This window comes from Pectobacterium carotovorum (genome assembly GCF_033898505.1).
Classification (GTDB): domain Bacteria; phylum Pseudomonadota; class Gammaproteobacteria; order Enterobacterales; family Enterobacteriaceae; genus Pectobacterium; species Pectobacterium carotovorum_J.
The window spans coordinates 2,411,979-2,433,774 of the sequence record NZ_JAXAFK010000001.1; the positions used below are offsets into that span (position 1 = coordinate 2,411,979).

The 21,796-nt window shown below is 49.5% G+C and carries 22 protein-coding genes and 1 tRNA gene; 9 read left to right on the top strand and 14 right to left on the bottom strand.

Annotated elements, in window-relative coordinates; translation table 11 throughout:
• Positions 1 to 62: 62 nt before the first annotated feature.
• Positions 63 to 1,346, top strand: a complete 1,284-nt coding sequence (gene fadL / locus R9X49_RS10770) for a long-chain fatty acid transporter FadL (protein WP_319848341.1) — start codon at positions 63 to 65, stop codon at positions 1,344 to 1,346.
• Between the two features lie 150 nt (positions 1,347 to 1,496).
• Here the strand turns inward: fadL and mqo are convergent, their stop codons facing one another.
• Both mqo and mlaA read right to left on the bottom strand, forming a co-directional pair.
• Positions 1,497 to 3,080, bottom strand: a complete 1,584-nt coding sequence (gene mqo, locus R9X49_RS10775) for a malate dehydrogenase (quinone) (protein ID WP_319848342.1) — start codon at positions 3,078 to 3,080, stop codon at positions 1,497 to 1,499.
• Positions 3,081 to 3,443: 363 nt separating this feature from the next.
• Positions 3,444 to 4,205, bottom strand: a complete 762-nt coding sequence (mlaA, locus tag R9X49_RS10780) for a phospholipid-binding lipoprotein MlaA (protein ID WP_319848343.1) — start codon at positions 4,203 to 4,205, stop codon at positions 3,444 to 3,446.
• 527 nt (positions 4,206 to 4,732) lie between these two features.
• Here mlaA and R9X49_RS10785 point away from each other — a divergent pair.
• A tRNA-Arg gene (locus R9X49_RS10785) sits at positions 4,733 to 4,807 on the top strand.
• 83 nt (positions 4,808 to 4,890) lie between these two features.
• Here R9X49_RS10785 and R9X49_RS10790 read toward each other — a convergent pair.
• Positions 4,891 to 5,331, bottom strand: coding sequence for a GNAT family N-acetyltransferase (locus R9X49_RS10790; protein WP_319848344.1), 441 nt, complete (start codon positions 5,329 to 5,331; stop codon positions 4,891 to 4,893).
• 359 nt (positions 5,332 to 5,690) lie between these two features.
• Between R9X49_RS10790 and R9X49_RS10795 the strand changes: the two genes are divergently transcribed.
• The 3 genes from R9X49_RS10795 to R9X49_RS10805 are packed head-to-tail and all read left to right on the top strand — an operon-like array spanning position 5,691 to position 7,937.
• On the top strand, positions 5,691 to 6,317 hold the full coding sequence (locus R9X49_RS10795) for a hypothetical protein (protein ID WP_319848345.1): 627 nt from the start codon (positions 5,691 to 5,693) through the stop codon (positions 6,315 to 6,317).
• Positions 6,318 to 6,327: 10 nt separating this feature from the next.
• A complete protein-coding gene (locus R9X49_RS10800; RefSeq protein ID WP_319848346.1) occupies positions 6,328 to 7,137 on the top strand; it encodes a lysozyme inhibitor LprI family protein in 810 nt (269 codons plus the stop codon).
• Positions 7,134 to 7,937 carry a hypothetical protein gene (locus R9X49_RS10805; RefSeq protein ID WP_319848347.1) on the top strand — a complete coding sequence of 268 codons (804 nt, stop codon included), beginning with the start codon at positions 7,134 to 7,136 and terminating at the stop codon, positions 7,935 to 7,937. Before R9X49_RS10800 ends, R9X49_RS10805 begins: the two co-directional genes overlap by 4 nt.
• Before the next feature lie 108 nt (positions 7,938 to 8,045).
• Here R9X49_RS10805 and R9X49_RS10810 read toward each other — a convergent pair whose 3' ends face one another.
• A complete protein-coding gene (locus R9X49_RS10810) occupies positions 8,046 to 8,543 on the bottom strand; it encodes an Lrp/AsnC family transcriptional regulator (protein ID WP_319848348.1) in 498 nt (165 codons plus the stop codon).
• Between the two features lie 82 nt (positions 8,544 to 8,625).
• Between R9X49_RS10810 and R9X49_RS10815 the strand changes: the two genes are divergently transcribed.
• Positions 8,626 to 9,822, top strand: coding sequence for an MFS transporter (locus R9X49_RS10815; protein ID WP_319848349.1), 1,197 nt, complete (start codon positions 8,626 to 8,628; stop codon positions 9,820 to 9,822).
• A gap of 105 nt (positions 9,823 to 9,927) precedes the next feature.
• Here R9X49_RS10815 and R9X49_RS10820 read toward each other — a convergent pair whose 3' ends face one another.
• The 3 genes from R9X49_RS10820 to R9X49_RS10830 form a co-directional block, all read right to left on the bottom strand.
• Positions 9,928 to 10,719: an NPP1 family protein gene (locus R9X49_RS10820; RefSeq protein ID WP_319848639.1), complete on the bottom strand. Its 792-nt coding sequence runs from the start codon at positions 10,717 to 10,719 to the stop codon at positions 9,928 to 9,930.
• A gap of 216 nt (positions 10,720 to 10,935) precedes the next feature.
• Complete coding sequence (locus R9X49_RS10825) at positions 10,936 to 11,691, bottom strand: hypothetical protein (RefSeq protein WP_319848350.1); 756 nt, start codon at positions 11,689 to 11,691, stop codon at positions 10,936 to 10,938.
• 124 nt (positions 11,692 to 11,815) lie between these two features.
• Positions 11,816 to 12,082: a hypothetical protein gene (locus R9X49_RS10830; RefSeq protein ID WP_319848351.1), complete on the bottom strand. Its 267-nt coding sequence runs from the start codon at positions 12,080 to 12,082 to the stop codon at positions 11,816 to 11,818.
• 526 nt (positions 12,083 to 12,608) lie between these two features.
• On the opposite strand from R9X49_RS10830, the gene R9X49_RS10835 reads away from it, so the two are divergent.
• Positions 12,609 to 13,148, top strand: coding sequence for a hypothetical protein (locus R9X49_RS10835; protein ID WP_319848352.1), 540 nt, complete (start codon positions 12,609 to 12,611; stop codon positions 13,146 to 13,148).
• A gap of 106 nt (positions 13,149 to 13,254) precedes the next feature.
• Here the strand turns inward: R9X49_RS10835 and R9X49_RS10840 are convergent, their stop codons facing one another.
• From R9X49_RS10840 to R9X49_RS10865, 6 genes are all read right to left on the bottom strand, one after another.
• A complete protein-coding gene (locus R9X49_RS10840) occupies positions 13,255 to 13,827 on the bottom strand; it encodes an alpha/beta hydrolase (protein WP_319848353.1) in 573 nt (190 codons plus the stop codon).
• A 66-nt stretch (positions 13,828 to 13,893) separates the two neighbouring features.
• Complete coding sequence (gene dbpA / locus R9X49_RS10845) at positions 13,894 to 15,276, bottom strand: ATP-dependent RNA helicase DbpA (protein WP_319848354.1); 1,383 nt, start codon at positions 15,274 to 15,276, stop codon at positions 13,894 to 13,896.
• Positions 15,277 to 15,396: 120 nt separating this feature from the next.
• Positions 15,397 to 16,131: a molybdate ABC transporter substrate-binding protein gene (locus R9X49_RS10850; RefSeq protein WP_319848355.1), complete on the bottom strand. Its 735-nt coding sequence runs from the start codon at positions 16,129 to 16,131 to the stop codon at positions 15,397 to 15,399.
• The gene (locus R9X49_RS10855; protein WP_319848356.1) at positions 16,128 to 16,898 is read right to left on the bottom strand and encodes an ABC transporter ATP-binding protein; all 771 of its coding nucleotides are present in this window, start codon (positions 16,896 to 16,898) and stop codon (positions 16,128 to 16,130) included. The genes R9X49_RS10850 and R9X49_RS10855 overlap by 4 nt, the downstream gene beginning before the upstream one ends.
• Before the next feature lies 1 nt (position 16,899).
• Positions 16,900 to 17,937, bottom strand: a complete 1,038-nt coding sequence (locus tag R9X49_RS10860; protein WP_319848357.1) for an iron ABC transporter permease — start codon at positions 17,935 to 17,937, stop codon at positions 16,900 to 16,902.
• The gene (locus R9X49_RS10865; RefSeq protein ID WP_319848358.1) at positions 17,934 to 18,998 is read right to left on the bottom strand and encodes an ABC transporter substrate-binding protein; all 1,065 of its coding nucleotides are present in this window, start codon (positions 18,996 to 18,998) and stop codon (positions 17,934 to 17,936) included. Before R9X49_RS10865 ends, R9X49_RS10860 begins: the two co-directional genes overlap by 4 nt.
• Before the next feature lie 322 nt (positions 18,999 to 19,320).
• On the opposite strand from R9X49_RS10865, the gene R9X49_RS10870 reads away from it, so the two are divergent.
• Both R9X49_RS10870 and ypdK read left to right on the top strand, forming a co-directional pair.
• Positions 19,321 to 20,346, top strand: coding sequence for an LLM class flavin-dependent oxidoreductase (locus R9X49_RS10870; protein WP_319848359.1), 1,026 nt, complete (start codon positions 19,321 to 19,323; stop codon positions 20,344 to 20,346).
• A 357-nt stretch (positions 20,347 to 20,703) separates the two neighbouring features.
• On the top strand, positions 20,704 to 20,778 hold the full coding sequence (ypdK, locus tag R9X49_RS10875) for a membrane protein YpdK (protein ID WP_099606229.1): 75 nt from the start codon (positions 20,704 to 20,706) through the stop codon (positions 20,776 to 20,778).
• Between the two features lie 161 nt (positions 20,779 to 20,939).
• Here ypdK and R9X49_RS10880 read toward each other — a convergent pair whose 3' ends face one another.
• Positions 20,940 to 21,785 (bottom strand): A24 family peptidase, encoded by an 846-nt coding sequence (locus tag R9X49_RS10880; protein WP_319848360.1) that lies wholly within the window; start codon positions 21,783 to 21,785, stop codon positions 20,940 to 20,942.
• Positions 21,786 to 21,796: the final 11 nt, after the last annotated feature.

Below are 21,796 nucleotides of genomic sequence, written 5' to 3' on the forward strand. Positions count from 1 at the left end.
GCGCGTCCCTTGTTACCCCGTGTAACAACGTTAAATAACAAGCATATAAAGAGGTTTTGGTCATGAACCAGAAAAACCTGTTCAAACAATCCACAATTGCTGTTGCGGTGGCACTGTTTTCAGCAAATGTGTCAGCAGCTGGTTTCCAGCTAAATGAATATTCCTCATCGGGTCTGGGGCGTGCATTTTCTGGTGAAGGTGCCGTAGCCGATAATGCGGCCTCCGGCAGCCGTAACCCCGCGACCATGACCATGTTTGACCGTCCATCCTTCTCCGGTGGCGTCACCTATATCAACCCGGATATCGATGTTCAGGGGAAAAACTCCCTGGCAGGGCAGAATACCAGCGCCAAGAATATCGCGCCGCACGCCTGGGTACCGAACCTGCATTTCATCATGCCACTTGATGATCAGTGGGCGATTGGCGCTTCCGCCACCACCAACTATGGGCTGGCAACGGAATTTAACGATACCTATGCCGCAGGTTCTATCGGTGGAAAAACCGATCTGTTGACATCAAACCTGAACCTGAGCGCCGCTTATCGTCTGAATCAGCATTTCAGCTTTGGTTTAGGTGTTAACGCCGTCTATGCCGATGCGAAAATCGAGCGTCGTGCTGGCGAGCTGGCTGCAGGTGGCTTGCAGCCGTCTTCCGAGTTAGTACACATGGAAGGCAAAGAGTGGGGCTACGGCTGGAACGCCGGTATCCTGTATGAAGTCGACGAAAATAACCGCTTCGGCTTTACCTATCGCTCAAAAGTTAAGATCGATTTTGATGGCGATTACCATAGTGCCAAACCAGCTATCGCTCCAGGCCTGCCTGTTGGGACAAGTGGTGCAACGATCCCTGGCAAGCTGACGCTGAATCTGCCAGAAATGTGGGAAGCATCAGCCTACCATCGCGTAGCACCGAAGTGGGCGGTTCACTACAGTCTGGCCTATACCAGTTGGAGCCAGTTCCAGGAGCTGAAAGCGACGGGCAACAACGGGCAGACTCTGTTCCATAAAGATGAAAGCTTCCGTGATGCTTACCGTATCGCACTCGGCACCACCTACTATCATGACGATAACTGGACGTTCCGCGGCGGTATCGCGTTTGATGATAGCCCGGTACCGGCTGACAAACGTTCTATCTCTATCCCGGATCAGGACCGTTTCTGGCTAAGTGCAGGCACCACCTACGCATTTAATAAAGATGCCTCTGTGGATGTCGGCGTGTCCTACATGCACGGCAAACAAGTTGATATCAGTGAACCTATCTCTGATGTCGCTGGTTCACCACGCTATAACTTTACCTCCAAAGGTAAAGCCTGGTTGTACGGCGTAAACTTCAACTATGCGTTCTAAATAAGAACAGACGTTCTTATTTCTACCGTGTAGAACGTGATCAAGCAGGTAAGGCAACTTACCTGCTTTTTTATTGCCTGTATTTACGCGACACAGATACAAAAAAGGCCGCTTTCGCGGCCTTATATCGTGCTTTCTGGCTAATACCGATTATTCAGGTTTAACCTCAATATAATCCAGACCCAGCGTGCTGCTGGTATAGCTGCGGATTTTATTGGTCATTTCAATATTACCGTCCAGCTTCTGGCCATAAGATGGAACGATCTCTTTCAGTTTGCTCTGCCACTCTGGCGTTGCAACTTTATCTTTAAACACTTTTTCCAGCAGGCTCAGCATAATCGGCGCAGCGGTAGACGCGCCCGGAGAAGCGCCCAGCAGTGCCGCAATCGAACCATCCTGAGAGCTGACGATTTCCGTACCCAGCTTCAGTACGCCGCCCTTCTCATCATCCTTCTTGATAACCTGAACGCGCTGGCCAGCAATCGCCAGTCTCCAGTCTTCTTTCTTCGCGTTAGGGAAGTATTCCTGCAACGAGGCGAAACGATCGTCGTCATCCATCATGACCTGACCGACCAGATACTTCACCAGATCGAAGTTATCCAGACCTACGTGCGTCATCGGCATAATGTTGGAGAAGGTCACGGAACCAACCAGATCCCACAGCGAACCGTTTTTCAGGAACTTGCTGGAGAAGGTAGCAAACGGCCCGAACAGCAGTACCGGTTTACCATCAAAAATACGCGTATCAAGATGAGGAACGGACATCGGCGGCGCGCCCACGGAGGCTTTACCGTAAACTTTTGCCATGTGGCGCTTCACGATTTCCGGGTTTTCTGTCACCAGGAATTCACCACCAACCGGGAAGCCACCGTACAGGTCGGCCTCAGGAATACCGGATTTCTGCAGCAGCGGCAGCGCCGCCCCACCCGCACCGATAAAGACGAACTTCGCCTTAATCACGCTCTCTTTCTCGCCGTTCTTCAGATCGGCGTAAGTCACGCTCCAGGTGTTGTCCGCGTTACGCTTGATATCACGCACTTCTGAATTCAGGTGCAGCGCAAAGTTGGACTTGGTTTTCATCGCACCAACCAGCTGACGTGTGATTTCACCGTAGTTCACGTCAGTACCGATAGGCATGCGAGTCGCCGCAATCTTCTGAGCCGGATCGCGACCTTCCATCACCAGCGGAGCCCACTCTTTGATCGTATTGGGATCGTCAGAGAACTCCATGCCACGGTACAGCGTGCTGTGCTGCATTGCATCATAGCGGTGCTTCAGGAAGGCAGTGTTCTCATCGCCCCAGACAAAGCTGATGTGCGGCACACTGTTAATGAAGGAGTGCGGATTATTCAGCACGCCGTTTTTCACCTGATAGGACCAGAACTGGCGTGAGACTTCAAAGGCTTCGGTAATTTCCAGCGCTTTGCTGATATTGATTGGGCCGTCAGGATTATCCGGCGTGTAGTTGAGTTCCATGAAGGCCGAGTGACCCGTACCGGCATTATTCCAGCCGTTAGAGCTCTCTTCCGCCACGTTATCCATGCGCTCAACCATATCGATAGACCAATCTGGTTGCAGCTCCTGTAAATACACGCCCAGCGTAGAGCTCATAATGCCCCCGCCGATCAGTACCACATCCGTTGTCTTCTCTGTCGTTTTAGCATCTTCAGCCATCGCCAGTGGGGCGCTAACCACCACGCTCAGGCAGAAGAACATAGCAAGTAGTTTTTTCATGCTTATATCTCTATTTTTATAAGTGCAGGTAAATAGAATTCCAGGCATTCATTAACACACGACCGCACCACCATCAGTCAAAGGCATCATTTTTATGACCTTTTTGTTAATCACCTTGCTAACAAAAAAATCAGCGTGCTGACACATTTCAGCCGTGACGGGCATCAGTAGCGGTTAACGACGTTGCATTATTGTTATCTGACGACAGGAAATAAATTTTAGTAAGTAAATAAATGGACAACAAAGTAATAACTTTTAAGAAACAAGCCACAGAATCAGTAGGGTAAAAATAAGTTTAGCAGTGTTTTATAAAAGCAAAAGGCACCCTGAGGGTGCCTTTGAAATGAGCGATGCTATGCAAAACTATTGCGCTGAATCGATCTCGTCGAGTGAGTCTTCGATCGCTGCCGCATTCGGGTTCTTCTGCGGGGTGATTTGCCCATCGCTGGCAAGGAAATCATGCCGTTGGAAGTAGGCTTCACGCATCATCAGGTAAGGATCGGAAGAGTTACGCAGTAAACCGTCGGAATCCAACAGCTGCGCTCGCGTTTCTATCCCTTCGATAGCCCACTTGCCTGCGGACATCCAAAACGTCAGATAGCTCAGCATCGGATACAGCGTATCCACTACGCCACCGCCGTCTTCACGAGGCGTCACGCTACCGTAGCCGGGTACCACGACATAAGGCCCGTAACCCACGCCATAATTACCCAATGTGCTACCAAAACGGCGAGACTCTTCTTTCGCCAGTTTCGGATTCGCCATTGACGCGACGTCAATCAGACCACCCATCCCGAGCAAGGTATTCAGGAAGAAACGGTTAAAGTGAATCATCGCTTTATACGGTTTGCCTTCAACGAAGTAGTTCACCATCGTTGCGGGCTCTTCCAGGTTGCTGAAGAAATTCCCTAGTCCGTTACGCGCAGGCTTCGGTACATAATCGCGCCAGGCAACAGCCGCAGGACGCACCAGATAAGGATCCAGAACGTCATAATTAAAGCTGAACATGGTACGGTTAAAGCCTTCAAGCGGATCGGAACGACCTTCTTGATCGCGATCCCCGGAACTGGCGCAGCCGATCAGTAACACGCTGGCAAACACCACCCCACTCAGGCGGTAATTCATATCTGTTCTCCCTGATTTATAGTGTGCTATACCCGCGACCGAAAATGGGTATTCCCCGTATCAGCCCCAGCCTGGCAGGCTGAGCGACAAGGACGGGATATCGGCCAACAGTGTAACATTTTATGGCTCCATCGCTACGTTGGCTTACGTATTACTGCATTTTCAGAGGTTTGCCATTTTTCTTATGGGGCAGCTCACGGCGTCGTTGCGACACGCGATCCAGCGTGGACGACTGTCCGATACTTCATTGCTCCACTCACAGCATAGCACTGTCAGCCTAAACCAGTGAGCTACGCCGCACCATCCCATCGTGTAAAAACTGACTACGTTTATCATCATTTTCGCACTCATCTTCCATGCACAAATTCGGCAACAGCAAGAGGCATTCATCCCACATAAAACGCCAAAAGCGACGCAAAACGAGGAAAAAGAACGCCAGTAAGCACGCCGATTGCCGACACTTTGAGCAAACGCGCCGTTAAGTGCTTATTCTCAGAGCGAAAATGCGTATAATAGCTCGGCTTCATGTCCCCGTAGTTAAACGGATATAACAAGCCCCTCCTAAGGGCTAGTTACTGGTTCGATTCCAGTCGGGGACACCATTCACGCGAAATATCACTCCCCCGCCCCCTGATTAACTGCTATTGCGCCCTCTCTCTTTACTTCTATCAGCGCAAGACGGCCTCTACTCTTCATCACCAAGCATTTTTCTAAACGACGCCTGATTCTTTATTTTTTTGAAACCCATGTGCTCATAAAAACGGTGAGCTTCTATCCTGCTTTCGCCTGAGTTCAACCGTATGCCTGCGGCACCAGTAGCATTAGCCCAATGTGCAGCCTGTTCCATCAGCGCTTTTCCAATGCCTTTTCTTTGAACATCGTTCCTGACGGCCAGCGCCAAAATATTCACCAGCCTCGGCCCATACGAACTAATGTACTCAGCAACATGAACGTAGCCGACGACCTCTTCTTCTATTTCAGCGACAAATAGCTGGTTAGTCGGTGACGAAAGTAAATAACGCAGATGTTGTTCTGCCTCTTCAAGCGGATAATCATAGTGCAGTGCGTATTTATTCAAAAAATGAATAACTGAAATATCTTCTAATGCAGCCAGCCGAATATTCATAGTCTTTTCCCAGAAAAGGACATCCTTTTTTCATCCCGCGGATAACGATACTACTGCTTGTCACGGTAATCAGGCTGATTGCTCACTCGATGTAGTCGCTATCACATAAATAGGATGAACGATTGCTGTTTGAACTTCGCCAGACAACGATGGTCGAGCATCTTCAAAGCGCTGGTGTTATTGCTGATGATTCGGCGCACTGGCATCGAATTCGATATCATTATAACGACGCCGATAATGAAACGTATCCCTAAGCGGCAACAACCGCTTGCATAGCAAAGAATATATACTTACAACCATGAATAACCTTATAATATCAAAAGGATTTATTCACTATTTGTAAGGAATGCGTGTTTATTATGAAACGGAGTTATATAAAAAGCGTCGTTTGGCCTTTTCTTTTCCTGCCTCTCTCCAACGGGGCGTATGCGCAAGACTTCCCCACGTTTGTAACAGACTTCACCAATGTGTTGCAAAAAAGTAAATTATCACAAAAAGACTATAACCAATTTATTGAACTCACTGATTCCTATTTTATTCCAGCTAGCTATGGTGTAAACATAGCGAAAAAAGATAAAATAAGTTATAAAAACAACGAAGTAATGCCAAAACTAGAATCTGACACCAGCTTTATCTTCAATGGTTCAAATGGAAAAGCGGCCTTTATTTCATTTCTGCAAGAAATAAAAAACCTACCTCCGTCAGAAAAATATTTTGAAAAATCCTACACGGATGCAGGATCGGTCTTCGTCATGAATTACTATACGCTGTCATCAGGTATTATTAATATCCAAATGGACATCGTTTCTCCTCCGGGTCTCAAGGGGATGATCATCAATATACTTAATGAAAGGGAATCAGAGCTTAAACAAGAAGCAGGCGAAGGCGCTTATATTTACCAATTCAAAAAAATAAATGAGACCTATAAGATGGTCAGTGCCAACACCTATTCATCTTCAGATAAACGAATCTGCATGTCCTGCTAACAGGATTTCAATGGAATTGAAAATGATAAAAATCATAATAAAATCTCTATTATTGATAATGCTTTCATCACACTATGTTAATGCAAATAATCTTGTGTGTCGTAGTCCTCTCGTCATTCAGTCATTAATCAAAGAAGATCAAGAGAAAGCACAACCCATCAGAGACCGGGTCTCTTTAGAAACAATTAAAAAAATTGAATTTGAATATGACATCATTATCACAAAACTTAAAACAAAAAATAACCTGAGCTGCTTTGGCAAAGCCAAGATAAAAATCCCATCCGATGTGTCAAATTTTTTAAAATACTATCCTATTATGGAGAGCGGAGATCCTAAAGCAAAAAGCATTTACCTTCTCAATATTCCCCCACACAAAAAAGAATCTGAATACATCACATTAGACCGTGTTTATTATAATGTTCATATTGCTGATAATCAGCAAGAAACCAATATTATGTATCCACACGATGAGTCAGTCTCACGTACACTTTATGGCCTGGCCTGGTTACAAGAAAATGCGGCAAGACTGGAAGAACAATCACCACGCTTTAAATATAAAAAAGCAATCATAGAGTTCACTGACGCTGATAATGCATTAAATATTTACTGGAGTAACCTGCCCGATTATATTAAAGGACAACTGAAAGAGGATGCACGGCAGTGGATAAAAAACAAAAATAAAAAATGCGGTGCAATAGAAACTATCGCGAATAACAACCGCTCAATGGAAGATCGGGCAAAAATTTATACCTGCCAAGAGCAGATGACGAGGGAAAGGCTGGTGCAGCTTGGATTGACTGAAAACAAGGACAAGAAATGAAACAGCTCCTGTATGTCATGATTGGAATTATCCTTACTTGTACGTCGGCGTATGCAAAGGACGACTTTCAATGCAACGATCCCAACGCGGTTGAAGCTGTTAAAAAAACGTTTGCCGACCGTGCAAAAGCACTGTTCTATAAGTCCCCTTCTCAATCTGTTGATACCGTGAGCGTACTTTATTCTAAATTATCCACTCAGCCACGCTGGGGGGAAGCATTCTCGTGTAGTTTGCGGGCTGAAATTCCCATAAGTCAGGAGATCGTCGATATCATTCTTAATAAAGACGATCTTTTGTACACAAAAGACGAAATGGATAAGATTAGCAATAACATTTTTACTAAAACAGGTGAAAGCAAAGATAATAGGCTCAGCGATAATAAGATCGTCATTCCGTCCTTTGCCTACGACCTCCGCGTTATTGATAATGGGAAGGAAATCAAAGTAGAAAAAAAATCCTATGATGCCCTATCCAGAGCGATTTATGCCGTAGCCTGGTTCAGTGAAAACGCCGAAAAAATCACAAAAACCGCACAAGAGAAAGCGCTTGAAAGTGAAAAGGAACAATATCTTTTCTTTTTCACCGACGTCTATGGAATATTGGAAGACGCACCTGAAGACATAAAGAGAAAATTCCACGCCTCTCAAGCAACATGGGTTAAAGAAAGAAATAAAAAATGCGGCAATGCCGAATCCTTAGAAACGAGTCATCTTTCCATTAAAGAGCAGATTTATGCTTATCGCTGCCATAATGCAACGATGAGTGAACAGGTATCAAGTTTAGATCCAGACGAAGGGTGATAGTCACGCCGATGTAGCTTCAGGCTATTGCCTACGATCTTAGCAATGGCCTGAATCTAAACCTCTCGTCCAGTTTACTCAATCTGGACGAGACAAACCTCCGGCGAATCAGCTATCGCTCGGCTGTACAGGGCGCTCAAGATAGGTAGACAACACAATATAAGAGCGTGTTGAACTGACGCCGGGCACCGCATAAAGCTGAAACAGAAGTTTTTCCAGCGACTGCGCATCTTCGGTGCGGATCTTGAGGATCATAGCAGTATCGCCAGCCACCGAATGCACTTCTTCAACATCAGAATTCTGCGTGATCTCCATCAGCTCGGATGAAACGCCCCAGCCACTGGTGTCAACGTGCACAAATGCCAGAAGGTTCTTTTTTATCGCGACAGGATCGAGCAGCACAGCCGTTTTCCGTATCACGCCGTCGCGCCGCAGCCGTTTCACCCGTTCATGCGCGGCAGGAGCCGAAAGCGCAACTTTTTCCCCCAATTCGGCATAGCTCAGCGTGGCATCTTCAACCAGTTCCCTTAATAATCTTCGGTCAGTGGCATCAATATCCCGTGTAGGAATGACTTTTGGCTTAATGTCATCTTTATTTATTTTCATTCTCTCATTCCTTATTTCAAACTAATACCGTTTGGTTAATAGTACTTTCTCCGAATCATATTAAGCAAAAAGTGAAATTTCAATGTCACAACATCAACATGCCGAATGTCATGCCAATTCGCGCACGCTTCGTGTTCCTGGCGCGGCCTATGTCCTGACGTTCTGTATCGGCGTGATTGGATCAAATTCGTTACTTATGGGCCCCATCGCTCCCGAGATCGCCACATCATTTAAGAGTATCGCGCAGTCAGTCATGCTGGCCTCAGCCGCATTTGGCCTGGGAACGGCGCTAAGCGCCCTGTTTCTGGCACGATACATCGATCGATTCGGTGCCTTTAAGATGTTGAAGAACGCGATGATCCTGCTGGTCGTCGCCTTGCTTTCCAGCGCTTGTGCCTCTTCCGTTGAATGGCTGATAGCCAGCCAGCTCATTGCGGGTATCGCATCCGGCGTGGCGATTCCCGCGATTTACACCACCGCAGCAGCTATCGCTCCCAAAGGCTTGGAAAGTAAAACAACTGGCGTCGTTCTTACCGGCTGGACTCTGAGCCTTGTCGCCGGTGTTTCACTCGCGTCGATTCTGGCAGAGCAATTTCACTGGCGCGTCGTTTATCTCGGAATCGGTGCACTTGCCGTTTTGGCTATCGTCATCCTTTCCCGTTTGAGTAATCGGGATGAAAACACCACGCGGGTTTCGTCATCGCCTCTGGCGGCACTAAGCGTGCCCGGTGTGAAACCGTTACTGGCTGCCTGTGGCGGATTCATGACCGCCTTTTATGGGGTTTATGGCTATCTGGGTGACTATCTGTACCACGAACTGCACCAGCCGCTCAGTGCTAACGGGCTGATCGCGCTTTGCTACGGTATCGGTTTTGGTTCTGCGGCTTTTCTGGATGCCATGATAAGTAAAGTGAATCCCAGAGTGGCTATGCCAGCCTCGTTCCTTACGGTAGCGACGGTGTACCTCATTTTTGCCCTGTCAGGAACTAGCTTGCCTGTTGTGTGCGTACTAATGCTTTTTCTGGGCACCGCGAATCACCTGTGCGTCAATTTGCTGATTACCGGGTTAAACACAACCGATGTATCGAAACGCGGCGCAATCATGGGGCTGAACAGTGCCGTGACCTATTTGGCCGTCTTTGTGGGGAATACGCTTTTTGGCGCCCTCTATCTGCATTGGGGATATGCAACGGTACTCTACGCAGCGGTGGGTTTTGTGGTGATGTCTATCCTGTTCACATTACAACTGCAAACGTCTGCAAGCGCTGAACAGCATTAGTACATTCCCATTTCTCACCGGTGAAGAGGTGATTTCTCGGGGGATTTTATACTCTCAGCCATTCAGGTTAGAGAGGTAGGCTTAGCCATACCTCTCTTATCATGATTATTTCGACGCCGTTATACTGGCATCTGTAAATTCCGGGTAACCGGCTGGTCGGCCATTATTCAGGTTATTCAGGAAATTATTGTCTTTCAGAGGAATAGAGGCTGAACCGTAGTCAAACGCGTTTAATCGGTTACGCAACTCTTGATTATTAATGCCATCACCATACATGGAGTACCAGCTGATAATATCCGGCGTGACAAATTTCTTATACGGGTTTTCCGCTTGCTCATTTGCTTTAGAAAAACGGAAGGCATGGGTTAATACGCCATCTTTGTGATAAACAAATTTCAGATGACCATCCTGTTTATCAATACCCGACGCATCTTTGGTCGTTAATTTACCATGTGCGCTGTAGCTACCATGTGTCACGACGCCATTCTTAGTCCAGATGGCGACATGCTCCCAATCATGGCGGTGGCCTGAATTGACACCACTTAAGACCTGATCTTTTAAAAAATAGAGCGCATAGAAGCTGCCACAATAGCGAGAACCACCGGAATTAACACAGGCATAGCGGTGCAATGTATTTGACGAGTCAAGAAAGTTACTCCATCTGCACCCGCCCGTTATATTTCCTGATGGTTTCAGCCCGCCGTTCTGCACGCCATTACGGCTTACGCCAGCGCTGGGAAGGCAGCCATCAGTATCAAAATCAAATACCGGTGCAATCGCCCGTGCATCAATGCCTGATGGCAAAGTCTGATTCAGTTTAGGGAAATTATCTGCATGCGAAGAAAAGGTCGCGAACAATATTGAGCATGCCAGAATTGTTTTCTTTCCTGAAAGCATATTAACTCCTTTAGCAAAAATAGTCCTTTGAAAACCAATACCATCACTAGCCATAAAAATTGGCCATAATGAAAGTGTAGGAAATAACACTTTTAACAAGAAAGAAAAGGAAATAAAAATCATTTATTTCCAACAATGAACACAAATATATTTAGCCTGCAAAATAATGCAGGGCGTTTATAGATAACATCAGCAAAGCCCTACCCGCCAGGGCTTTTATTCTCCGACCACATCATAACGCTGCGTTGCCGCATCAAAACGGTATTCTAGCAGAATATCGCCTCCGCCATGGGAATAGCAGTTCAGCGTGATGCTACGATTATCTCCGCCATTTTCAATATTCATATAAACCGGGGTCATGAAGAAGCCAAACTGACATTGCTGAAAATCAGGCTCAAGAAGCTGATCGACATTGCCATTCTTCTTGTTAATCGCCTTAATCCCCTCAACGACCATTCCCGCATCGCTGTTTTGATACACCCCAACGAAGCTGTGAGTCGCTGTTTGCCCCCAAAAAGGAATATCGACTTGCCCTTCGACCTTTGCAGGCTGCGCACTGTCATCAAAGGATGCCACACGCCGTAAGCTAACATCATAACGAGCTTTCCCGTTCGACCACTCACCGCGGAGCTCCTCTCCCGTTTCCGTCAATGTAAACGGGCAATGTGTCATATCGATGTCAGACTTAACGCCCTGAACGATGTACTTATCATAATCCTGCGGGGTATGAATTTCGCAGATCTCAAGCGACGTTCCCGAGAGTCTCCCATACAGAGGGATCGGCGCTCTGTATTTATCGTAAAAGTAGCTTCCCAGAAGGTTCTTATCCTGGTCAGTACTGTATTTCTGCAATGAAAAATGTACCGGATAAGGCCCGATTTGGCCTTCATAATTACTCACGACATACCAGCCAGCATGCGCTGTTGCCGTCCACAGTCCACAGGCTATTAAGGTTGATACCGCTAATCTCATACATTCACCTTGTCTACCCGTCATACTTCAAGCTGCTCGTGCGTGGGTTTATCTGCAACTCGCGTTGTATTGGTTATCTGTAAATCATGAAGCCAAACCGTTCAAAACGACCTGGCCAATCAGGCTAATCATGGTGGCAGCAGGGGCAGATTTCCACCTCAGACACCGTCATAGCCGTTGTTCCCTCGCAATCCCATTCAACACGCACGGGTAGCGATTCTGGCCCTGAATGGTGCAAATATTTATTGACCGGACTTTCCGTCATACCGGTAACCACCTCCGTGGCGATGAGTTCATCACCGACAAAAACGCGGGCTGTCGCCTGCGACGCTTCACGGGTTTCACCAGATTGCCGATACAAATAGTTAACCGTCAGTTTAATGCTGGGCATAGCGCTTCTTAAGACAGGGAAAAGACGAGGAAAACAGTGTATCGCGTTCCCCCACGCTTGTAGAGCACATACGTTTCAAACGATATCACTGCATTACGCTAATACCATGATAGTTTTCTATTTTTTTAAAATGGAGATATTTGGTCACATAAGATCGCACGATTGGTAATCAAAAAGTTAAATCTTATACCTTTTGGATATTAATGAAGCAAAAAAAACAGCCGATACCCTTTGCGATAGGGTGTTTTTTAATGCAATTGCATTTTGCATAAATAGTGTTTGGCATAAATACTGTTTTACATTAACCGTGTTCTGAATGAACCACTTCGTTAACGTCATATTGTTGAATAACAGGAAATTATACTCAGCAGATTGATGCCTCTTCCAAGGAAGACAATCCCCCTGCCTGTGTTGATAGCCTGAATGTCAACGATTGCGGTATTTCGTACGTGGTTTTAACACACTGAAGTAACTCACTGGTAAAAACCATTACCAGCATTAAATAGATATAAGAAGGAGTTATACTGTGGTGATTCCAGATATTCAAATCGTGAATACAACAACCCCGGCGACCATGCCTCCTATTGGTGCTGCTGCCAACCCAACGGTCGTTGCAGCTATCAGCGCGGGGAATAAAACAGACACATCAACAAACTCCGACTCTCAAAATATGCAGGGCTCGAACGAGAGCACCAAAGTCACGCTGTCTTCCCAAAAGAAACGTGCGGCCGCAGAGGACAATACTCCCCCGGCTGAACAGGTCAAGGCACAGCAGAAAGCCGCCGCTGAATACTCTCTGGCAACAACGGGCATTCCGCTGTACAACGGCAAGCTTATTTCCGTGATTAAGTACCCGGATGGAAATTCTGAAATGTTTGATGCCTTTACGGGACAACGCATCACACAAGAAGATCTGGCTCTCATCAGTGCGCTTCATGGTTCAGAGGGCGAGCAGGTATTACATTTCGAGAGCAAAACATCCTATAGCAATTTATCTGCGGCCGAAGTTTATCAGCAGATTCAGGAAATGTTGCATGGCTCAGGCAGTGAGGAAGAGCTGTCTTAATGAAGGTATGCATGCCAAGACAAATAAATTCACTGCCCTGGCATTAAAGGAAAATATAACGTTATTTTAATAATGGAACACGGCTACTCAATAGAAAAGCGGCCTATTAACGACTAGCAATGAGTTCTTCTGAGAACTCGGCTAATCTTGTCAGGCCGTATTCCCATGAGCCAAACCCCGCTTCTGCATTAATATGCCCAGCCTCACCGACATCAACCAGTTCGCTGTCCCATGCATGCGCCCAGTATTGGGCGCGAGTAAAACTCATCAATGGATCGTTATGGCTGGCCACTGTCAGCGCAGGAACCCGAAGCGGCGTAGCCTGAATACGCTCGTCAATCTCAAAGCGCATGGGCTCAGCAGGCGCCACCAACATCACACCAGCAATCCCTTCCTGATCTTGTTGCACCACATGACAGGAAGCCAGTGCGCCAAAGCTATGGCCGATAAGAATCACGGGCTGTGTACAGACGCTAAGCTCACGGCGGATCGCCAACACCCAGCGATCCAGATCGGCCTGATACCATTCCCGCTGGCGTATACGGTGCCAGTGAGGAAAACGCCGTTCCCAATGGCTTTGCCAGTGCTCGTCATCGCTGTCTCGCAACCCCGGCACCAGCACCATCGTTAGCTGCTGGCTCACTTCCGTCAGCCGCCGATCGATTTCTGTTGTCTGCACGCCCTTAATACTCCTGTCTGTGACCCAGCGACATCATCCTACTCTGTCTGGTATATCAGCCACCGGTTACTTTAACAATCTGGCCTTACAGCTTTTTCCTTTGATTTTACCTTTCTGGAGCTGCTGCAACGCGCGTTTAGCGCTGGCTTTACGGATAGCGACATACGCATGCAGCGGAAACATATCAATCTTCCCGACTTCTGCTGCCGTTAATCCCGCATCGCCGGTTAATGCGCCGAGGATATCGCCGGGACGGATTTTCGCTTTTCTGCCCCCATCAATACACAGCGTCATCATCTCAGGTTCCAGCGTAACCTCACCACTGCGATCAAGGCTATCCGCCGATGCCCATTTAATTCGCATACCGAGATAGTCTTCAATCAGATTAGCGCGGTTCATTTCCTGTGGCGTACACAGGCTGACGGCCAGACCCTGCATACCCGCACGGCCCGTTCTGCCAATACGATGAACGTGGACTTCAGGATCGAAAGCCAGCTCAAAATTCACGACCAGCTCCAGCTCTTTGATATCGAGACCGCGGGCCGCAACATCGGTTGCCACCAGCACACGACAGCTGCGGTTAGCAAAGCGCACCAGAACCTGATCGCGATCGCGCTGTTCCAGATCGCCATGCAGCGCCAATACGCTAATTCCCCGCATATCCAGCGCGTCAAACACGCTCTGGCAGTCACGCTTCGTGTTACAGAACACCACACAAGACGAAGGCTGATGATGAGCCAGAATAGCAATCAACAGCGGCAGACGCTGCTCTTTCGTCGTCTCATAAAAACGTTGCTCGATAGCCGACTCTTCCACATCGTCTGCAATCTCGAAACGCTGCGGCTGACGCTGAACGCGCGCACTGATCTGTTCGATCTCTTCCGGGTACGTGGCGGAGAATAGCAGGGTTTGACGATCGGACGGCGTATAGGAAATCACATCATCAATCGCGTCAGTAAAGCCCATGTCCAGCATGCGATCTGCTTCATCCAGCACCAGCACTTTCAGGCTATCCAGAGACAGGGACTGCTTGCGTAAATGATCCTGAATACGTCCTGGTGTCCCAACGACAATATGTGGCGCGTGAACCAGCGAATCGAGCTGCTGCCCCATCGGCTGACCGCCACATAGCGTAAGAATCTTAATGTTTTGCGCAAAACGAGCCAGACGACGCAGCTCTTTGCTGACCTGATCGGCCAGTTCACGCGTCGGGCAAAGCACCAGCGCCTGCGTGGTAAAGTCGCTCACGACAATGCGATCCAACAGCCCGATGCCAAATGCCGCCGTTTTGCCGCTACCGGTTTTCGCCTTGGCACGCACGTCTGCACCGCTCAGAACAGCTGGCAGCGTTGCCGCCTGAACGGGCGTCATTTCGGTATAGCCCAGTTCATTAAGATTGGATAACTGCTCTGCTGGCAGCGCGAGGGAAGAAAAAGAGGTTGTACTCACAGTGATTACTCTACCAAGGACGAGATAACGAAAGGTGGCGCCGAGCCAAAGAGCGACGCAGATATGCCGCAATCATAGCAGAGTTCGTCATCGTTGACCGATTTACCTCTCGTTCCACGGCTAAAACAGCGAAGCGAATCCTTTGTTTACCAAGAAACTCTGCCCTTCCGGAGATAAAAGATAGTTCGCCAGCAGCCGCGCCTCACGCCGGGCTGGCTTCATAATGCCCAGCATGTATTCGGCATCAATACGATACGGATCCGGCAGATGAACCACGTGTAGGTCAGGTTGATTGAGCAGTAACGGTAGATAGCTGGCATAGCTAATGTGCATATCGCTCTGCCCGCTCCGAATCAGGTAGCTTCCCGCCGTCATGCCAGCCGGAATCGCATGATCGAGCCCCCCGCCCACCAGCGGTTTCGCTTTGTCGCGCAGTTGACTCCCCCAGCCACAATGCAAACGCTCGATGCGATCAAAGAGTTCAAACGCATAATCCCCACCGGGATCGCTGCCGGGCGTTGAGGTTGAAAGCACAAAACGCGGATCAAGGAGCGCCATCAGCCAGGATTGCGAGATGAGTTCAGGCACGTTACGCATCACAATGCAAAGATGGTTGCGCGTAAACACGGTGGTTTCCTCGACCAGCCCCAGCGCTTTCAAGCGTAAAGGGTGTGCGCAGTTTGCCGATGCGAAAATATCTACCGCGTCGCCGTGTATTATTTTTTCACTCAGCAGTCCCGCCGGGCCAAACGTCGGCACAACGTCCACCGCATAGCGTTCGCTAAACGTCGCTAACAGAGGAGTCAATGCAAGGCGCAGGCTGCCAGCCGCATATAAACGAAGGGGATCGGTCATGGTGGCTCCGTCATAGTCAATATCGGTATCAGCGCACGATAAGGCTGCGGCGATATCTCCACGCAGACCTGCCGCATCGGAATGCCGTACAGGCGCGACAGGTTATCTTCCGTCACGACCTCATCACATCGGCCATAAAGGTAATGCTGATGATCCATCAGAAGCAGCGCCTGCTCCGCAATAGCCAACGCGTGGGAGGGATCGTGCGTGGTCAGCAAGATGCTCAGGTGCTGCGTTTTAGCCAGATGCTTCAATAGTCGCAGCACCTGCGCCTGATTTTGCACATCAAGCGCTGCCGTCGGTTCGTCCAGAATCAGCATCTGACATTCCGAGGCTAATGCACGCGCAATGAGTACAAGCTGCCGCTGCCCGCCGGACAACGCGCTAAATTCACATTCAGCAAGAGACGCGATTCCCAGCATAGTTAGCGCGTTCCGGGCAACGGTGATGTCATGCGCGGAAGGCATGGCAAACAGCCGTATATGCGCTGCTCGCCCCATCAGCACCATATCCAGAACGCTATAAGAAAACGGCGGCGTAAATATCTGCGGCACAAAGCCAATGTGCCCCTTGCGCTGGATCGTCCCGGAAAGCGGCGATAAGTGTCCCATCAGCGTATTCAGCAGCGTCGTTTTTCCTCTGCCGTTCGCGCCCAGAATCGCCGTAATCTCCCCTTCCCGACAGCACAAATTCAGCGGTGCAAAAAAGCCCTGCCCCTGGCGGTAGCCATACACCAACCTTTCTGTCGATAACCTGATAGCAGGCATGTTAGCGTCCTCTCTCCTGCCGCTGCGTTTTATATAACAGCACGGCAAAAAGTGGCGCACCAAGTAGCGCCGTCAGAATGCCCAGCGGAATCTCGGCTTCACTGAGCGTGCGCGCCAGATCGTCCACCAGCACCATAAAGCCGCCACCCAGCCACAGCGACACGGGTAGCAGGCGACGATGATCGGCCCCCACCAACCTACGTGCGACATGGGGAATCACTAGGCCAATCCAGCCAATACTGCCGCTGACCGCCACCTGAGCGGCGACTATCGCGGCACACAAGCTCAAAATCAGCCAGCGCAAGGGCTGCACGGCGATGCCCAACGCCCGCGCATCCTGTTCGCCCATCGACAATACGTTGATGTGCCAACGCAGTCGCAGCAATAGGCCGCCCGCGAGACCTAGCGGCACCGCCGTTGCGACCAGCGAATTCCAGTGTGCGGTGGCAAAACTGCCCAGCAGCCAGAAAACGATGCTTGGCAGCTTCTCTTCGGTATCCGCCAGATATTGCATCAGGCTGACCAGCGCGCCGAAAAAGCCGCTGAGGATGACGCCGGCCAGAATCAGGATCAGTACGTTCTGCTTGCCGAATGCAGCGGCCATCATGAAAATCAGCAAGAGCGCCAGCATGCCAAACGTGAATGCAGACAGCAGCAAAAGCAGCGGCGTCCAGCTTAATAGAATCGCCAGCGTGCCCCCGAAGGCCGCGCCGGCGGACACACCGATAATATGCGGATCGACCAGCGGGTTACGGAAAACGCCTTGCAGCGTGGCCCCGCTCAGCGCCAGCGCCGCGCCCGCACACCAGGCTAATAGCACGCGAGGTAGGCGTACGCTCCACACCACTTGCCGTTCGATATCCCCAAGCAGCGGTTTTTTTCCGAACAACAGATCGTTGCCAGACAGCGGTTCGACAAGAATCTGGACGATGCGCCACGGGGATAAGCTAAAACGCCCTATCCCCAGTGAGCACACGGCAATCAACAGCGTGGACACCACCACCGTCAGCAGCGTGATCCGGTAGGTGCGATAACTCATTGCGCTGCGGAGTCTTCCTCACGGTAGTCCATACGATAAAAGCGTTGGTAATACTCATCGGCGGCTTTTTGCATATCGATATTGGCAAAGCGTTCAGGGTACAGCTTTTTCGCCATCCACAGTTCGCCAATCGCCAATGCTTCTGGCATCGGATAACCCCAGGCTTTGGCATATTCCGGCATCAGATACACACGATGCTGTTTCACTGCATCAATTGCCTGCCAGGCCGGATCGTTGACGATCTGCTTCACGACATCCGGGTAGCGGTCTTGTACGAAAATCACCTGCGGATTCCAGCTCAGTACATTTTCAATCGACACCTGTTTGAAGCCTTTTATCGATGCGGCCGCGACATTCAGCGCTCCCGCATGCGACATCATCAGGCCGGTATATTTCCCGGAGCCGTAGGTTGTCAGGTCTGGGTTAGCCATATACACGCGGATTCGCTTCTCTTCTGGAATAGACGCTAAACGCGCGCTCACGTTTTGCCGCTGTGTAAACGTATAGTCGATCAGCGCCTCTGCCTGTTTCTGGCGCTCAACCACGTCACCAATCAGCCGAATCCCTGCTTTGAGCCCTTCGTTATACGCCGTGTTTTCGTCGCTCATCGTAGGATTGATTTTGTCGGCTTCTCCCGGCTGATCCTGACGCAGCGAAATCGCCACGACTGGAATTCCCGTCCGCTCAATCTGCGCAATCATTTCCGGCGGTGCATAGTTAGCGACAAAAACCACCTGCGGTGACAGTTTCAGCAGGCTTTCAATATTGACCTGAGTGAGATCGCCAGGCATTGGCAAATCCGCCAGACGTGGAGCCAGCCGCAAGTAATGCTCACCCAGCTGTTTCTTCCAACTGGAAAGCACACCGACCACGCTCTCTTGCGCATCCAGTTGCACCAGCAGGTTTAAGGTTTGATGCTGCAACACCACCACGCGATTAACATGGTCGGGAATCGTCACATTACGCCCGAGCTGATCGGTCACCTGACGCGCCGCCCAGGCGTTGGAAAACACCAAAAACAGCCCGGTAAACCACAGCGTGTAGCCAAATTTCTTTATCATGTTGGTATCCTGATTTTCGCTATATATAAAATGATACAGCGATAGGGGCAAAGAAAATACTGATCTCGCTCATAATAATATTTGGATACCAATTTGGGGGTAGATCAACCCGGCCTGGGTTTTCTGCTTGCGTTTTCTGCTAAATAATCAGCGGCGATTTATTCTTCAAAATATTAGTCAGATAAACTGAATTATTACGTTAAAAAAATGATATTTATTCTCACTATTAATCGCGTAGAGTGCTTCTATTACTGATCTATAGAACCTTGCTGTGCAGGACGAATATGCTAAATATTTGCCTGAATATAAGGATAAATACCCTATGAAGAAGATTGGCTTTTTATCATTCGGCCACTGGGCACCGTCGCCGCAGTCTGGTACACGTTCCGCGGCTGATGCACTACTGCAATCTATCGACCTCGCCGTCGCCGCTGAAGAGTTAGGTGCTGACGGCGCTTATTTCAGAGTGCACCACTTTGCCCGCCAGTTGGGTTCGCCTTTCCCGCTGCTGTCTGCGATTGGGGCGAAAACCAAAAGCATAGAGATTGGCACCGGCGTCATCGACATGCGCTACGAAAACCCGCTGTACATGGCTGAAAACGCCAGCGCCGCCGATTTGATCTCTGGCGGGCGTTTGCAGCTCGGCATCAGCCGTGGCTCGCCTGAACAGGTGATCGATGGCTGGCGTTACTTTGGCTACCAGCCTACAGAAGGGGAATCGGAAGCGGACATGGCACGGCGTCACACCGAAGTCTTGCTGGATGTACTGCGTGGCGAAGGGGTTGCAAAACCGAACCCGCAGCCAATGTTCCCGAATCCACCAGGCCTTTTGCGTCTGGAGCCCTATTCTGATGGGTTACGTGAACGCATCTGGTGGGGAGCGGGCTCGAATGCCACGGCAGTATGGGCAGCGAAACTGGGCATGAACCTGCAAAGCTCCACGCTAAAAGACGATGAAACGGGCGAACCTTTTCATATCCAACAGGCACAGCAAATTCGCGCCTATCGGGCCGCCTGGGCTGAAGCGGGGCATACACGTACGCCACGCGTCTCCGTCAGCCGCAGTATTTTTGCCCTGATGGATCATCGCGATCGCGCCTATTTTGGCGGGAGCAGTAACGATAGCGACAAAGTGGGTTTTCTGGATGAAAAAACGCGCGCGATTTTCGGACGTAGCTATGCCGCCGAGCCGGAAGCACTCATCCAGCAGTTAAAACAGGATGAAGCGATTGCCGAAGCGGATACGCTCTTGCTCACGGTGCCGAATCAACTGGGCGTGGATTACAATGCGCATGTTATTGAAGCGATCCTGAAACATATCGCACCGGCGATGGGGTGGAGAGCGTAAGCCTGTAATCTAACGCATTAAAGCCTGCCCAACAGGCTCCAAATTAAAGATAACATCATTAAAAATCGGGGGAATTGAGGGGTTATTTTCACGCCTATTCCCCCGTTTTTTTCAGCCTCTGAAACGGCTCAACGCTTTTTAATGCTATTTTGAAAATATAGTTTCTGGACCTCTTGAATTCCCCCCCTCACTCGGCGTAGATTTAGCGCCGATCCCGTCATAACTGGTGTGACTCTGGTGATGACAACGGGAAAGATTACCCTTCGGTGACATCACCGGCAGCGTAATTATTTCCTTCCATAATAAAACGCACAATCGGGATCGTTGCTGGCGTGGTTTCTGCTGGAGAATAAATCGGTGAAGTATTTTTTTATGGGTATCTCATTCTGTTTAGTCGTTTGGGTGAGTACCTTTATGCTGATGGTAGAATAACCTGTCATTTGCCCGGCAAAGATTTATTCATTGAAGGGCACACACAGATAAAGATAAAAAAGGCTGATGGTATTTATACCCTCAGCCTATTTTTATGCCTGCCGATCTATGTCCAACCGACGATTGTTCAGCCGATGATTCGGCATTGCCTTTGTTATTCTCTACAGATTCAATCCGTTCATTACTATGCCGAACACGCCGCCTATTGCCAGCCAGGGGCCAAAGGCCAGCGGTTTAGCCGTATCCTCTTTACGCAACCCGCGCCAAATAAGCGTCACGATCAGCCCGCTCAGCGCCGCCACCAAAACCAGATTCGGCAATGCCTGCCAGCCTAGCCAGGCTCCCAGCGCGGCCAGTAACTTAAAATCACCGTACCCCAGCGCCTCTTTACCAGTGGCGTATTTAAATACCCAATAAAGTAGCCACAGGGACAAATAGCCAGCCATCGCGCCTACCACGGCATCACGTAATGGGACAAACGTTTCCGACAGATTAAACAGCAATCCCATCCACAGCAGCGACAGCGTAAGCACATCCGGCAGCAGCAGCGTTTTTATATCAATAACGGTCAGCACCACCAGAAAGGACAGCAGGATTAACGCCGCACACAGCGCCATACCGGGCAGCCACAGCAACCCCGCAGCCAGAAAAACCAGCATGGTGATGACTTCCACCAGCGGATACTGCACAGACACAGGCTGATGACAACAGCGGGAACGGCCGCGCAGCCACAGCCAACTGAATAACGGGATGTTATCCTTCACCGCAATAGTCTGCTGGCAGTGCGGACAAGACGAAGGTGGGCACCACAGGTTGTAGCGCGTAGCCTGCCCGGAATCGGTCATGCCCGTTTGCAGATCGATGTCCTGCCGCCAGCGCCGTTCCAACATGATCGGCAAGCGATAAATCACGACGTTCAGAAAGCTGCCAACAATCAATCCCAATACGCCCAGCGCACCATACCACCATGCCGGAAACACCTGCGCGAATTCCCTTAAATCGTCCACGTTAGTCCCTG

Bases quoted from the DNA above. Each gene is read 5' to 3' on its own strand.
- R9X49_RS10830 (WP_319848351.1), bottom strand. From the start codon at position 12,082: ATGCCCAGCATTAAACTGACGGTTAACTATTTGTATCGGCAATCTGGT.
- mqo (WP_319848342.1), bottom strand. From the start codon at position 3,080: ATGAAAAAACTACTTGCTATGTTCTTCTGCCTGAGCGTGGTGGTTAGC.
- mlaA (WP_319848343.1), bottom strand. From the start codon at position 4,205: ATGAATTACCGCCTGAGTGGGGTGGTGTTTGCCAGCGTGTTACTGATC.
- fadL (WP_319848341.1), top strand. From the start codon at position 63: ATGAACCAGAAAAACCTGTTCAAACAATCCACAATTGCTGTTGCGGTG.
- R9X49_RS10815 (WP_319848349.1), top strand. From the start codon at position 8,626: ATGTCACAACATCAACATGCCGAATGTCATGCCAATTCGCGCACGCTT.
- R9X49_RS10825 (WP_319848350.1), bottom strand. From the start codon at position 11,691: ATGAGATTAGCGGTATCAACCTTAATAGCCTGTGGACTGTGGACGGCA.
- R9X49_RS10820 (WP_319848639.1), bottom strand. From the start codon at position 10,719: ATGCTTTCAGGAAAGAAAACAATTCTGGCATGCTCAATATTGTTCGCG.
- R9X49_RS10850 (WP_319848355.1), bottom strand. From the start codon at position 16,131: ATGACCGATCCCCTTCGTTTATATGCGGCTGGCAGCCTGCGCCTTGCA.
- R9X49_RS10865 (WP_319848358.1), bottom strand. From the start codon at position 18,998: ATGATAAAGAAATTTGGCTACACGCTGTGGTTTACCGGGCTGTTTTTG.
- R9X49_RS10870 (WP_319848359.1), top strand. From the start codon at position 19,321: ATGAAGAAGATTGGCTTTTTATCATTCGGCCACTGGGCACCGTCGCCG.
- R9X49_RS10800 (WP_319848346.1), top strand. From the start codon at position 6,328: ATGGAATTGAAAATGATAAAAATCATAATAAAATCTCTATTATTGATA.
- R9X49_RS10860 (WP_319848357.1), bottom strand. From the start codon at position 17,937: ATGAGTTATCGCACCTACCGGATCACGCTGCTGACGGTGGTGGTGTCC.
- R9X49_RS10855 (WP_319848356.1), bottom strand. From the start codon at position 16,898: ATGCCTGCTATCAGGTTATCGACAGAAAGGTTGGTGTATGGCTACCGC.
- R9X49_RS10790 (WP_319848344.1), bottom strand. From the start codon at position 5,331: ATGAATATTCGGCTGGCTGCATTAGAAGATATTTCAGTTATTCATTTT.
- R9X49_RS10805 (WP_319848347.1), top strand. From the start codon at position 7,134: ATGAAACAGCTCCTGTATGTCATGATTGGAATTATCCTTACTTGTACG.
- R9X49_RS10810 (WP_319848348.1), bottom strand. From the start codon at position 8,543: ATGAAAATAAATAAAGATGACATTAAGCCAAAAGTCATTCCTACACGG.
- R9X49_RS10795 (WP_319848345.1), top strand. From the start codon at position 5,691: ATGAAACGGAGTTATATAAAAAGCGTCGTTTGGCCTTTTCTTTTCCTG.